The following is a 13772-nucleotide window of genomic DNA, read 5'->3' on the forward strand; positions in this document are numbered from 1 at the left end:
CGACAGATTTTGGGGCTATTGGGCCAGCAGCGCCGGCGTGATGTCGGCGATGCGGGCGCAGCCGGTCAGCGCCATCGCCACCTGCAGCTCGTCGCGCAGGATCCGCAGCAGCCGCGCCACGCCCAGCGGCCCTTCGGCGGCCAGCGCATGCACCTGCGGGCGGCCGATCAGCACCCCCTGGGCGCCCAGCGCCAGCGCCTTGAGCACATCGGTGCCGCGGCGGATGCCGCCGTCCACCAGCAGCGGCAGGCGGCCGTCCACCGCGCGTGCGATGTGCGGCAGCGCCCAGGCGGTGGAGACCGCGGTGTCCAGCGTGCGGCCGCCGTGGTTGGAGACGATCAGGCCCGCAATGCCGGCGTCCAGCGCGCGGCGCGCATCGTCCGGGTGCAGCACGCCCTTGAGCCACAGCGGCAGGCCGGTGGCGGCGCGCAGCGTGTCCAGCTGCTCCCAGGTGAGCGCGGCCTGCAGCAGCGCGTCGATCGGGTGCTGCGCCACAGGGCCCTCGGGCAGGTGCACCGCGCGCACGCCGGCGGGCAGCCGGAAGCCCGCGCGGCGCTCGCGGTCGCGCACGCCGTGCACCGGCGCGTCCACCGTCAGCACGATCGCCTGGCAGCCGGCGGCCTGGGCGCGCTGGGCCAGTGCACGGGTCAGGCCCGGGTCGGGCTGGGCGTGCAGCTGGAACCACAGCGGGCCGGCCCCGGGTTCGCGGGCGAAGGCGGCGGCCACACGTTCGACCTCGACGCTGCTCTGGCCGCTCAGCACCATGCCGGCGCCCTGGGCGGCGGCGGCCAGCGCGCTGGCCAGTTCGCCATCCGGGTGGGCCAGGCGCTGGAAGGCCACCGGGGCCAGCCAGATCGGGTGGGCCACCGCATGCGGGCCGATGCGGGTGCGGGTGTCGGCCGTGCCCAGCGGGCGCAGCACGCGCGGCCACAGGCGCAGCGCGGCCCAGTCGGCGCGGTTGGCGGCCAGGGTCAGCTCGTCGGCGGCGCCGCCATCGATGTAGTCCCGGCAGGCCGACGGCAGCCGCGCCGCCGCGCGCCGGGCGAACTCGTCGGCGCTCATCGCCGGTGCGGGGCTCAGGTGCTGGCCCATTGACGCAGCAGGTTGTGGTAGGTGCCGGCCAGCCGCACCGTGTCCTCGTCATCGCCGTGGCGCTCACGCAGGCGCATCAGCGACAGGTCCAGGTCGAACAGCAGGCGGCGCTGCTCGTCGCTGCGCACCATGCTCTCCACCCACAGGAAGGCCGCCAGCCGGGCGCCGCGGGTGACCGGCTCCACGCGGTGCACGCTGCTGGCCGGGTAGAGCACCATGTCGCCGGCGGCCCACTTGATGCGCTGCTCGCCGTAGGTGTCGGCGATCACCAGCTCGCCGCCGTCGTACTCGTGCGGCTCGGCCAGGAAGACGGTGGCGCTGATGTCGGCGCGCACCCGCTCGCCGTCGCTGCCGGGGATCACCCGCACCGCGTTGTCGACATGCGCGCCGTAGTGGTTGGTGGCGCCGCTGTAGCGGTTGACCATCGGCGGGAAGATCCTGCGCGGCAGTGCCGCCGAGAAGAACAGCGGGTGCCCCTGCAGCGCCCCCAGCACCAGGGCCTGGATCTGCCGCGCCGGCGCGCCGGTGGGCGCGAGCTGCTCGTTGTGCTTGACCTGGCGCGCCTGGGTGCCGGCGGTGGCCGCGCCGGGCTCCCAGGGCGCGTCGGCCAGCAGGGCCCGGGCCTGCGCCAGGGCGGCGGGGCCGAGCAGGCCGGGAATGCGGATCAGCATCGGGACTCTCCGTCTCAGAACTTCAGGCTGCCGGTCAGCATCAGCAGGCGGCCGGCGCCCGGGATGTAGTGCCCGCTGTAGAGCGACTCGGCGTAGAGCTTGTTGGTGACGTTGGTGAGGTGGGCCTTGACGGTGAAGCGCTCGGGCACCACCACCACCTCGGCCATCAGGTCGGCGGTGATGTAGCCGGGCGCGGTCCAGCCCGGGTTGCGGTTGGGCGACTGCGAGGAGCGGGCGTTGAGGCCACCCCCCACGCGCCAGCGCGGCGTGAGCTGGTAGGTGGTCCACACCGTGCCCGAGTGGCGCGGGGTCAGCGAGGGCCGGGTGCCCTCGCCCTCGGAGCCCGCCACGCCCTCGTCGATCTTGGCCACCGGCATCCACATGTAGGAGGCGAACACCTCCCACTGCGGCGTCAGCCGACCGGCCACGTCGATCTCCAGCCCCGCCACATGGCGCCGGCCCGACAGCGTGACCAGTTGGCTGTCCGGGTCGGTGTTGCGCTCGTGCAGCTTGGTCGAGCGGAAGGCCGCGGTGCGCAGGCTCCACTGGCCGTCGGCCGACTCCAGGCGGGCGCCCAGCTCCAGGTTGATCGACTGCTCGGGCGGCACATCGGCGTTGGCGGCGCTCAGCGAGTAGGCGTCGCCCGAGGTGTTGAACGAGGTGGCGCCCGAGAGGTGAAAGCTCATCCGGTCGTTCGGCTGGAACAGCAGGCCCAGGCGTTGGCTCCACTCCGACACCGTCATCTGGTACGCGGTGGTGGTGAGCGGGCCGGCGGCGTTGGCCGGCAGGGTGTTGAGCGTGTAGTCGCCCTGCAGGTGGTCGTAGCGCAGGCCGGCCAGCAGCTTCCAGCTCGGCGCCAGCTGCAGCAGGTCCTGCGCATAGACGCCCAGGGCCTGCGAGGTGTAGGCGCTGGCCAGGCGCAGCACGCGGCTGGACTCGTCGACGCTGGCGCCATCGTCGGGTGTGCCCACCGTGGTCACCGGCTTGTCGATCGTCACACCGCCCTGGGCGGCCGAGCGGGCGGCGTAGACCCGCTTGCGCTCCTGGGCCGCGTCGAAGCCGGCGGTCAGCTCGTGGCGCAGGCCCAGTGCCTCGAAGGCTGCGCTCAGGTCGCTTTGCAGGGCGAGCGTGTCGACGTTCTGGATCTTCAGGTTGGTGCCGCGGGTGAGGGCGGTCGAGGCGCTGAAGTTCTCCAGCGTCACCGGCACCAGCTGGTCGGGGCAGGCGGCGTTGGGCGTGTAGCTGACGCTGCCATCCGGTGCCGTGACCGCGCGCGGCCCGCACAGGCGCACGGTGCCGGCGCGCTGGTCGCGCGTGAAGTGGCCGCTGCGCAGCTGGGTGCGCCACTGCACCTGGGGCGCGAAGCGATGGGTGTGGCTGAGCGTGACCTGGGTGGCCGCGCTGGCGTTGTAGTCGCTGGCCAGGCCGTAGTAGCTGTCGGGGTCCAGCGGCAGCAGCGTGGTGCGGTCGACCGTGGCGCTGGCGCTGGGCCGGATCCACGGCAGGCCGTAGTTCATGCCGTTGCGGTTGTCCAGCACGCTGGCGCTGACCAGGAACTCGTCGCGCTCGCCTATGCCCCAGCGGTAGGCGGCGGCGACGCCGGTCTTGTTGATCGCGCTGCCGGCACCGTTGCTGTCGGCCTGGGTGACCATGGTGCCCAGGCGCAGCGCGGCGTTGTCGCCCATCTTCAGGTTGAAGTCGCCCACGCCGCGCACATAGCCGTGGCTGCCGACGGTGAGGTCGACCTGGTGCTCGTCGATCAGGCGCGGCGTCTTCGTGACCTGGTTGACCGCGCCGCCGGTGGAGCCGCGTCCGAACAGCATCGAGGCCGAGCCGCGCAGCACCTCCACCCGGTCCAGGAAGAAGGTGTCGCGGTCGTAGAAGGCGGGGTCGCGCAGGCCATCGACGAAGACGTCGCCGGTGCTCTGCAGCGGGAAGCCGCGCAGGCGGATGTCCTCCTCGCCGCCCTCGGCCGCCAGGAAGGTGATGCCCGCGGTGTTGCGCAGCACGTCCTTCATCGTGTCGAGGTGGCGGTCGTCGATCAGCTTCTCGGTGACCACGGTGATCGACTGGCCCAGGTCGCGCAGCGCCTGCGTGCCCTTGCCGATCGAGGTGGTGGTGGCCTGCACCGAGTCCTTGGCCGTGGGCTCGGCCGCGGCCTTGAGCTTGACAACGGGCAGCACGGTCTCGCTGGCTGCAGCGTCCGGCGGGGCGGTCTGGGCCACCGCCAGGCTGGCGACGCCGAAGCCGGCGGCCAGGGCACCGAGCGGCAACAGGGTGTGGCGGGTCAGGTCATGCATGGGGTTCTCCGTGGACGATGTGGATTCGTGGGGATGCGTGGTCCCGCGCGGCCGCCTGGCAGGGCCGCGTGGGCAGGGTGGGACGGGCCGCTCAGCGGCTGTCGGGCTGGCTGACGAAGCCGATGCGGGTGAGGCCGGCGCGCGAGGCATCGGCCAGCGTCTCGGCGACGCTGCGGTAGGCGCTGTCGCCATCGGCGCGCAGCTGCACCTCGGTGCGCGGGTCGGTGGCGCCGGCCTGGCTGAAGCGGCGTGCGGCCTCGGCGCGGTCGATGCGCTCGCCGTTCCAGTAGCGCTGGCCGGCAGCGTCGATCGCGAACTCGATCGTCTGGGGCAGCAGCGTGTTGGTGGCGGTGTCGGCGCGCGGCAGCTCCAGCTTCACGGCGTGCGTCAGCAGCGGCGCGGTGACGATGAAGATGACCAGCAGCACCAGCATCACGTCGATCAGCGGCACCATGTTGATCTCGGCCAGCGGGGCGGCGCCGCGCTGCTTGTCGAAGGAGGCGAAGGCCATGGCGGGCTCCCGGCTCAGGCCGCGGGCTTGAGCTGGCGCACCGGCGCTGGCGCCTGGGTCTGCGCGCCCGGCGCTTCGCCCATGGTCAGGAAGCTGTGCAGCTCGAACGCAAAGGCGTCGAGCCGGCCGGTGAGCACCCGGTTGCTGCGCGTGAAGGCGTTGTAGGCCACCACCGCGGGGATGGCCACGGCCAGGCCCAGGCCGGTCATGATCAGCGCCTCGCCCACCGGGCCGGCCACCTTGTCCAGCGTGCCGGCGCCACTCAGGCCGATCGCCAGCAGCGCGTGGTACACGCCCCAGACGGTGCCGAACAGGCCGACGAACGGCGCGGTGGCGCCCACCGTGGCCAGCGTGGTCAGGCCAGCTTCCAGGCGGGTGGTCTCCTCGTCCAGCACCTTCTTGATCGTGCGGGTGATGAACTCGCTGGCGGTGCCGGCCTCGGACAGCTTGGCCGCGCCGTGGCGCGCGTGGTGTGCCTGGGCGTGCAGCGCATGGGCCGAGAGGTGGGCGAAGGGGTCGCGTGCACCGTGGGTCTGCAGCTCGTGGCGCACCTCGTCCAGCGTGCTGGCATTCCAGAAGTGGTTCAGGAAACCGTTGGCCCGGCGCTGGCGCAGCTGGTGGCTGAGCGCCTTGGCGACGATGATCACCCACGAGGCGGCCGACATCAGCAGCAGCAGCGCGAGCAGGGTCTGGCCGACGGCGTCGGACTGCGAAAGGAAGTGGCCGAAGCCGAGGGAGGGGGTGGGGGTGTCCATCTGAGGTCCTGGGTTCACTCGAGTTCGTAGGCCAGCGGCGCCAGCGCGGTCCAGGGGACGGCGGTGCCGTTGACGGTGTGGGGCGCGAAGCGGGCGGCGCGCATGGCCTGCAGCGCCTGCTCGTCCAGCCGCGCGAAGCCGCTGCTGCGGTGCAGGCTGACCTGCTGCGGCAGGCCCTGGGCATCGACCACCAGGCGCAGCAGCACCGTGCCCTGTTCGCGCAAGCGGCGCGAGGTCAGCGGGTAGACCTGGGCAGGCGGCACCAGGTAGCGCAGCGCCGAGCTGGGCAGCGCGACCGGTGCGGCCGGTGGCGGCGGCGCCGGGGCGGCCACCGCAGCCGGGGCGGGCGGGGCAGGCGGTGCAGGCTCGGCGGTCGCCGGCTCAGGCGCCACGCGGATGGCCGCCGCCGGCGCCGGTGCCGGCGAGGGGGCCGCGGCGATCACCGGCGTCGGGCGCGGCAGTGGCCGGGGGGTCACTGGCGACGGCGGTGGCGGCGGCACCGGCACCGGGGCGGGCGGCGCGATCCAGCTCACCTGCAGCGGCAGCACGGTCTGCACCGCCTGGCGGACGCCGTCCAGCTGCCACAGACCCCAGGCCAGCGCGCCATGGGCCGCCAGCACGCCCAGCACCAGCGTGCGGCGGCCGGCCGGCGGCAGGCCGGTGTGCCGCTGGGCCTGGCGCAGCACGCCGCCCAGGTCGGGCAGGACGGCGGCGGAAACCGGGGCGGTGGTGGGCATGGCGGGCAGGGCAGGAGGGGCGTTGGATCACATCGTATAACAAATACGAATGATTCGCAATGGCAATTGAAAGGCCCCGCCAGGCCCCGCCAAGCCCCGATCAAGCTGCCCACAGCACACGGCCGCCCCAGGGGAGCCCCCCGGGGCGGCCGTGTCAGCATCAAGCCTCAGATGGGTGTGGGCACTCGCTCAGTCATCCATGCGCTTGAAGCTGGCCGCCAGCTTGGCCTGTTGTGCCGGCGGCACCGGCTCGTAGTGGCTGAAGGCCAGCGTGTAGTGGCCCTGGCCGGCGGTCAGCGCATTCAGCCGGGTCTGGTAGCCGGTCAGCTCGGCCAGCGGGGCCTGGGCGCGCACCACCATCATCTGGCCCACGCCGCCATCGGTGCCGGCCACCTGGGCTCGGCGCGACGACAGATCGCCGGTGATGTCGCCGGTGGCGTGGCCGGGCGCGCTGATCTCGACATCGACGATCGGCTCCAGCAGCACCGGCTGCGCCTCCAGGATGGCGGCGATCGTTGCCTTGCGTGCCGCGGTGACGAAGGCGATCTCCTTGGAGTCGACGCTGTGGTGCTTGCCGTCGTAGACCGTGACCTCGATGTCGACCACCGGGTAGCCGGCCAGCACGCCGCCGTCCAGCGCCTCGCGCACGCCCTTTTCCACCGCCGGCATGAAGTTGGTCGGGATGGTGCCGCCCTTGACCGCGTCGATGAAGCGGAAGCCCTCACCGCGGCCCAGCGGCGCCACCCGCAGGTGCACCTCACCGAACTGGCCCGCGCCGCCGGTCTGCTTCTTGTGGCGGTACTGCGCCTCGGCGCGGCCGCCGATGGTCTCGCGGTAGGCCACCTTGGGCGGGTGGGTGTCGACCTCGAAGCGGTAGACCTCCTTCATGCGCTCGAGCAGCAGCTTCAGGTGCAGCTCGCCCAGGCCGTAGACCACGGTCTCGTGGGTGCCGGCATGCTGCTCGATGCGCAGGCAGGGATCCTCGTCGATCAGCTTCTGCAGGATCTCCCACAACCGCTGCTCGTCACCGTGGCGCTTGGGTTCGATCGCCAGGCCGTGCACCGGCAGCGGGAAGGCCAGCGGCGCCAGATGGATGTGGTCGTCCTCGGCGGCGTCGTGCAGCACGGCGTCATAGTGGAGCGCATCGACCTTGGCGATGGCCACGATGTCCCCGGGCAGCGCGCGGTCCACGTCCTGGTGCTCCTTGCCCTGCAGGCGAAACAGGTGACCCACCTTGAAGGGCTTGCGGCCGTCGCCCACGTAGAGCTGGCTGTCGCGGGTGATCGTGCCCTGGTGCACGCGCAGCAGGCCCATCTTGCCGACGAAGGGGTCGTTGGTCACCTTGAAGACATGGGCCAGCACGTGCGCCGACGGATCGGGCGTGGCGTGCATCGGCTGCGCCTCGGCGCCCTCGCCCTTGAGGAAATCGGGCGGGTTGCCCTCGGTGGGGTCGGGCAGCAGGCGCACGATCACGTCGAGCAGTTCCTTCACGCCAGCGCCGCTGCGTGCCGAGACGAAGCACACCGGGATCAGGTGGCCCTGGCGCAGCGCTTCCTCCAGCGGGGCGTGCAGCTCGCTGGCGTCGATATCGCCGTCGTTCAGGTAGCGCTCGACGAAGTCGCCATCGACCTCCACCACCTGTTCCACCAGCGCGCGGTGGGCCGCCTCCACGCTGGAGAAATCGGCCGAGCCGGTCTTGTTGTAGAAGCAATCCACCACCCGCAGCGCGCCGGCCGAGGGCAGGTTCAGCGGCAGGCATTCCTTGCCGAAGGTGGCCTGGATCTGGCCCAGCAGGGCCTGCAGGTCCACGCCGGGGGCGTCGATCTTGTTGACAATGATCAGCCGGTCCAGATGGCGCCGCGCAGCGTGCTCCATCATGCGGATCGCACCGGCCTCGATGCCGGCGGCGGCGTTGATCACCACGGCGGCGGTCTCCACCGCTTCCAGCGCCGGCAGGGCCTGACCGGCCAGTTCAGCCGCTCCCGGGGTGTCGATCAGGTGGAGGCGGGTGTCCAGGTGCTGCAGGTGCATCACACTGCTGGCCAGCGAGTGCTGCAGGCGTTTCTCGATCGGGTCGAAGTCGGACACCGTGGTGCCGCGCTCCAGCGAGCCCGGGGCGCCGATCGCGCCGGCCTGGGCCAGCAGTGCCTCGCTCAGGCTGGTCTTGCCGGCGGCGGCGGGGCCCACCAGGGCCAGGGTACGGATCGCGTGCATGGCGGCCAGTGCGGCCGCCGAGGATGCGCTTGACATGAGGCATCTCCTCGTCCGGGCCCGCCGGGGCGCGATGGCGCCGCGGAAGGGGCGGGCCGTGGATCTTTCGTGCGGATCAGCCTACGCCTGCGGCCCGCGGGTCGCAAGCGCTGTCGCGCGACCCTTGAGACAGATCAGGCATCCGCGCCGGAAAACGGTCTGCGGCCCCGAATCCGGACAGCGCGATGTGGGATGGGCGGAGCCGGCGTGCCTGCCCACACTCCAGGCCACCCTGAACAACCTGAGGATGCCTGATGCGCGTGTTCACTTCTCTCCTGGGCGTGGGCCTGGGTCTGTGCCTGGCCTTCCCGGCGGCGGCGGCCACCGTCAGCTGCAGCGCTCCGGTCACCGGCTGCTCGTTCGCCTACGACGGCGATTGGCCCGCGCAAGGCCAGGACTGGACCACCAACACCGCCTGGTGGCGCGACGCGGCGGCCAAGGTGAAGATCGACCTGGGCGAGGTGGTCGACATGACCGGCCTGACCATTTCTGTCGACAACAACGACGACTACAAGGTGATGGCCTCGGTCGACGGCCAGACCTGGACCCGCGTGCTGAACATCCGCGCCGCCGACAGCGAGATCAACTTCGGCATGGACACGATCTCCACCGTCAAGGGCGACCCGGACCGCGTCAAGGGCCTGGGCTTCCAGCCCGGGCCGGTGCGCTACTTCCGGATCAGCGCCAGCAACGGCGACGGCCTGTACTCGGTGGGCGAACTGCTGGTGCACACCGCGCCCTGACGCGCCCCGTCGCTCACTGAAAGGCCACCTCGGCAAAGCTGCGCAGCTTGCGGCTGTGCAACTGGCTGGCGCCGGCCTCGCGCAGCAGTTCCAGCGCGCGGATGCCGATGCGCAGATGCTGGTCCACCCGCTCGCGGTAGAAGTGGTTGGCCATGCCGGGCAGCTTGATCTCGCCGTGCAGCGGCTTGTCGCTGACGCACAGCAGCGTGCCGTAGGGCACCCGGAAGCGAAAGCCGTTGGCGGCGATGGTGGCGCTTTCCATGTCCAGCGCGATCGCCCGGCTCTGGCTGAAGCGGCGCTCGGGACCCGGGTGCGGCAGCAGTTCCCAGTTGCGGTTGTCGGTGCTGGCCACGGTGCCGGTGCGCATGATCTTCTTGAGCTCGTAGCCGGCCAGCTGGGTGACCTCGGCCACCGCCTGCTCCAGCGCCAGCTGCACCTCGGCCAGCGGCGGGATGGGCACCCACAGCGGCAGTTCCTCGTCGAGCACATGGTCCTCGCGCACATAGCCGTGGGCCAGCACGTAGTCGCCCAGTTGCTGGCTGTTGCGCAGGCCCGCGCAGTGGCCCAGCATGATCCAGGCGTGCGGGCGCAGCACGGCGATGTGGTCGGTGATGTTCTTCGCGTTGGCCGGGCCGACGCCGATGTTGACCATCGTGATGCCGCCGCTGCCCGGGCGCACCAGGTGGTAGGCCGGCATCTGCGGCAGCCGCGCCGGCGGCGTGCCGCCGGCGCTGCGCGCGCTGCCGCTGCGCGGCGTCAGCACGTTGCCGGGCTCGACGAAGGCCTCGTAGGGGCTGGCCGGGTCCTGCATCAGCGCATGGCCCAGGCGGATGAACTCGTCGATGTAGAACTGGTAGTTGGTGAACAGCACGAAGTTCTGGAAGTGCTCGGGCGCGGTGCCGGTGTAGTGGCGCAGCCGGTGCAGCGAGTAGTCCACCCGCGGTGCGGTGAACAGCGACAACGGCTGCGGCTCGCGCGGGCCGGGCTCGTAGGTGCCGTTGGCGATGCCGTCGTCCATCGCCGCCAGGTCGGGCAGATCGAAGAAGTCACGCAGGCGCAGCCGCTGCTCGGCGCTCAGCGAGCCCTCCACGTGGTCGGCCTCGGCCAGGCAGAAGTGCACCGGGATCGGCTGGTGGCCCAGGCCCACCTCCAGCGACACACCATGGTTGCGCAGCAGCAGGCGGAACTGCTCGCGGTAGTAGTCGGCGAACAGGTCGGGCCGGGTCAGCGTGGTCTCGAACACGCCCGGGCCGGCGACGAAGCCGAAGCTCAGCCGGGTGTCGGCGCGCGCCACCGTGTGGGTGTGCACCCGCACGCTGGGGTAGAGCGCGCGCACCCGGCGCGGCGGTGTCTGGCCCTGCACGTAGGCCTGCAACTGCTGGCGCAGGTGGGTCACCTGGGTCTGGTACAGCGACTGCACACAGGCCAGTGCGGCGTCGGCATCGTCAAAGGACTGGCGGGGGGAGAAGGGGGCGTCCGTCATGCACCGATTGTGGCCCCCGGTGATGACAAGTCATGATCTTCGGCAAGCCCGGCGTTCAGGCCGTCGCGGGCGCCGCCTACACTCGCGACAGATGAATTCCGCGACCCGCCAACGAATCCGCCACGGTTGCCTGGCGCTGGCCCTGGCCTGCGGTGCCGGCGTCCCGCTGGCGATGCCGGCGCCCGGGCCGTCAGCGGCGCCGGCGTCGGCGTCAGCGTCCGGTTCGGCGCCCAGACCGGCGCCGAAGCCGGTGCCCACACCCGCGCCGAAGCCAGCGCCCAAGCCAGCGCCCAAGGCAGCGCCCAAGGCAGCGCCCCCATCCGCCTCGGCGTCCGCGCCCAAGGCCGCACCCAAGGCCGCGCCCAAGCCGCCGGCCAAGCCGGCAGCCAAACCGGCGCCGCGGCCCGCCCCCGCGCCAGCGGCTTCGGCCCCGATCGCCGCCAAGGCCGCGGCGCCGGTGCTCGCGGCGGCGGCGGCATCGGCGGCCAGCGCGGCGCCGCGCAACGATGCCCCCCGGCCGCCCGACGCCGCCGCCTGGTGCCGCCAGGTCAGCAGCTTCCTGGTCGATCTGACGGCGGCGCGTTGCCAGCAGGCGGCGCTGCTGCCGGGCGATGGCCGCTCGGTGCGTGGCGTGCCGCTGTGGTTCCGTGACGTGCGTCCGGCCGCACCGCCACGCCTGCGCGTGCTGGTGCTGGGCGGCATCCACGGCGACGAGATGGCCAGCGTGAATGTCGTCTTCGACTGGCTGGACCGGGCCGTCAAGGCGGCCGACCCCGGCATCCACTGGCGCATGGTGCCGCTGGTCAACCCCGACGGCCTGATGCGCAAGCCCTCGACCCGGGTCAATGCGCGCGGCGTGGACCTCAACCGCAACTTCCCCACGCCCGAGTGGGAGCGTGCCGCCCAGGCCTACTGGGCCAGCCGCACCGGCAAGGACCCGCGCCGCTTTCCCGGCCCGAGCGCGATGTCCGAGCCCGAGACCCGCTGGGTCCAGGCCCAGGTCGACCAGTTCAAGCCGCACCTGATCGTCTCGGTGCACGCGCCCTACGGCGTGCTCGATTTCGACGGCCCGCCGCCACCGCCCGAGAAGCTGGGCAGCCTGCACCTGGATCAGGTGGGCATCTACCCCGGCTCGCTGGGCAACTACGGCGGTGTGGTGCGCCGCGTGCCGGTCGTCACGCTGGAGCTGCGCAACGCGCGCCAGGTGTCCGGCAACGAGATGGCGGCGATGTGGACCGACCTGCGCGGCTGGATCGACCGCCGGCGCGAGCAGATGGCCCAGAGCCAACCCCTGGACCGGCCGGCCCGCTGAGCATGAACGACGCGTCCACGGCCCCTCCGCCCCCGCTGCCGACGGACGCGCGCACCCAGCTGGCCCAGCACCTGGCCCGCGCCGGCAGCCTGCGCAGCCGCTTTCCCGCCGAGGCGCTGGCGCTGTGCGAACAGGCCGAGGTGCTGGCGCGGGCGCTCGATTCACAGGGCGATCTGGCGCGCGCCCTGTTGCGCGCCGGCCAGTGTCTGAGCGCGCTGGCCGTGGCTCCGGCCGGCGGCACGCGCCAGCAGCACCAGCAGGCGGCGCATGAGCGGCTGGGCCAGGCGATGGAGCTGTTCGTCGGCCTGGAGGACCGCCACGGCGAGGCCGAGGCGGCCAACACCCTGGCCAACCTGCATGCCGCCTGCGGCGCCCACGCCCAGGCGCTGCCGCTGTACCACCGCAGCCTGAGCGTGCGGCGCGACCTGGGCGACCGCATCGGCGAAGCCGGCGTGCTCAACAACATCGGCCTGCTGCTGCGCGACACCGCGCAGTTCGCCGACGCGCTGGCCTGCCTCTTCGCCAGCCTGGAGCTGGCCGAGGACCTGGGCGACGAGCGCGCCACGGCGCATGCCCTGGCCAGCATCGGCACCGTGCTGGCCGAGCTGGGCGAGACCGGCCGCGCCACCGAATTCCACCTGCGCGCGCTGGCGGTGCTGGAGCAATGGCCCGACCCGGCGCTGGAGGCGTCGGCCCGCACCGGCCTGGGCCGGCTGCTGGCCCGCACCGGCCACCCCGAGGAGGCGCTGTCCCACCTGGAGCGCGCGCTGGCCGTGGCCCACCGAAGCGGCCGCATCGACGACCTGGCCTCGGCGCTGCACGCGCTGGGCCAGGCGCACCAGGGCCTGGCCCAGCCGCAGCGCGCCGAGTGGCTGCTGCACGAGGCCCTGGCCGCGGCGCGCCGCGGCGGCCAGCCGCTGGCCGAGGCCGAGGTGCTGCTGAGCCTGGGCGAACTGCGCGGCCGCCAGGGCGACAGCAGCGACGCGCGGCCGCTGCTGCTGCAGGCCCTGTCTGGCGCCGAGCGGCTGCAGGCCGACCACCTGGCCGGCCGGGTGCACCGTGCGCTGTCGCGCTGGCACGAGCAGCAGCGCGAGTTCGAGGCCGCGCTGCGCCACCACCAGGCCTTCCACGACTGTCTGCAGCGGGTGCAGGGCCAGGCGGTGCAGCGCCGCCTGCGCACGCTGTTGGCAGGCAGCGAGCTGAAGGTGGTGCACCGCGATGCCGAGCACCAGCGCCGCCGCGGCGATGCGCTGGCCGAGGCGCTGGACATCGCCCGTGCCAGCGACCGCCACAAGGACGAACTGGTGCGGGCGCTGCGCCACCAGGCCGAGCTGCTGCGCCAGCTGGCGCGCGAGGACGGCCTGACCGGCGTGGCCAACCGACGCTGGCTCGACAGCATGCTGATGCGCGAGCGCGAGCGCGCCCGCCGCCACGGCCACCCGCTGGCGGTGGCGATGATCGACCTGGATCACTTCAAGGCGATCAACGACCGCTGTTCGCACCATGTGGGCGACGAGGTGCTGCGCCGCATCGGCCGGCTGCTGCTGCAGACCTGCCGCCAGGGCGACCTGGTCGGCCGCTACGGCGGCGAGGAGTTCCTGGTCGTGCTGGTCGAGACGCCGCTGGCGGCGGCGCGCGGCGTGTGCGAGAAGCTGCGCCGGCTGGTGGCGACCATGGATGTGGAAGGCCTGCACCCCACACTGAGCCGCGTGACCGTGAGCATCGGCGTGGCCGGCGATGCCGCCGACCCGGTGGCCGAGGACCTGGTGCAGGCCGCCGACCGCGAGCTGTACCGCGCCAAGCGCGAAGGCCGGAACCGGGTGTGCGGCTGAGCCGCACACCCGGTTCCGGCCTGCGGCCGATGCGTTGGGCTTCCCCGAGCACCCTCCGGGAAGGGGCTCCAGCATGGGCATGGGCT

At 72.7% G+C, this 13772-nt stretch carries 11 protein-coding genes; 3 read left to right on the plus strand and 8 right to left on the minus strand.

Translation table 11 applies throughout. The features are described 5' to 3' along the window. Positions 1-15: 15 nt before the first annotated feature. The 7 genes from KAK07_RS14520 to fusA form a co-directional block, all read right to left on the minus strand. Positions 16-1092, minus strand: a complete 1077-nt coding sequence (locus KAK07_RS14520) for an alpha-hydroxy acid oxidase (protein WP_210851688.1) — start codon at positions 1090-1092, stop codon at positions 16-18. Continuing rightward, entirely contained in the window at positions 1077-1763 is a 687-nt protein-coding gene (locus tag KAK07_RS14525; protein ID WP_210851689.1) for a Fe2+-dependent dioxygenase, read from the minus strand. The genes KAK07_RS14520 and KAK07_RS14525 overlap by 16 nt, the downstream gene beginning before the upstream one ends. A 14-nt stretch (positions 1764-1777) precedes the next feature. Continuing rightward, positions 1778-4063 carry a TonB-dependent receptor gene (locus KAK07_RS14530; protein ID WP_210851690.1) on the minus strand — a complete coding sequence of 762 codons (2286 nt, stop codon included), beginning with the start codon at positions 4061-4063 and terminating at the stop codon, positions 1778-1780. 91 nt (positions 4064-4154) lie between these two features. Continuing rightward, on the minus strand, positions 4155-4574 hold the full coding sequence (locus KAK07_RS14535; protein WP_210851691.1) for an ExbD/TolR family protein: 420 nt from the start codon (positions 4572-4574) through the stop codon (positions 4155-4157). A gap of 14 nt (positions 4575-4588) precedes the next feature. Beyond that, on the minus strand, positions 4589-5329 hold the full coding sequence (locus tag KAK07_RS14540) for a MotA/TolQ/ExbB proton channel family protein (protein ID WP_210851692.1): 741 nt from the start codon (positions 5327-5329) through the stop codon (positions 4589-4591). A gap of 14 nt (positions 5330-5343) precedes the next feature. Next, positions 5344-6066, minus strand: a complete 723-nt coding sequence (locus KAK07_RS14545) for an energy transducer TonB (protein ID WP_210851693.1) — start codon at positions 6064-6066, stop codon at positions 5344-5346. 189 nt (positions 6067-6255) lie between these two features. Then, positions 6256-8316: an elongation factor G gene (gene fusA / locus KAK07_RS14550; protein ID WP_210851694.1), complete on the minus strand. Its 2061-nt coding sequence runs from the start codon at positions 8314-8316 to the stop codon at positions 6256-6258. A gap of 260 nt (positions 8317-8576) precedes the next feature. Between fusA and KAK07_RS14555 the strand changes: the two genes are divergently transcribed. Further along, the gene (locus tag KAK07_RS14555) at positions 8577-9059 is read left to right on the plus strand and encodes a discoidin domain-containing protein (RefSeq protein WP_210851695.1); all 483 of its coding nucleotides are present in this window, start codon (positions 8577-8579) and stop codon (positions 9057-9059) included. Between the two features lie 13 nt (positions 9060-9072). Here KAK07_RS14555 and KAK07_RS14560 read toward each other — a convergent pair whose 3' ends face one another. Beyond that, a complete protein-coding gene (locus KAK07_RS14560) occupies positions 9073-10542 on the minus strand; it encodes an AMP nucleosidase (protein ID WP_210851696.1) in 1470 nt (489 codons plus the stop codon). A gap of 91 nt (positions 10543-10633) precedes the next feature. Between KAK07_RS14560 and KAK07_RS14565 the strand changes: the two genes are divergently transcribed. Together KAK07_RS14565 and KAK07_RS14570 are read left to right on the plus strand one after the other, a co-directional pair. Next, positions 10634-11854: a M14 family zinc carboxypeptidase gene (locus KAK07_RS14565; protein ID WP_247664378.1), complete on the plus strand. Its 1221-nt coding sequence runs from the start codon at positions 10634-10636 to the stop codon at positions 11852-11854. A gap of 2 nt (positions 11855-11856) precedes the next feature. Next, complete coding sequence (locus tag KAK07_RS14570) at positions 11857-13686, plus strand: GGDEF domain-containing protein (RefSeq protein ID WP_210861524.1); 1830 nt, start codon at positions 11857-11859, stop codon at positions 13684-13686. Positions 13687-13772 lie beyond the last annotated feature (86 nt).

This window comes from Ideonella alba (assembly GCF_018069875.1).
Classification (GTDB): Bacteria; Pseudomonadota; Gammaproteobacteria; order Burkholderiales; family Burkholderiaceae_C; genus Ideonella; species Ideonella alba.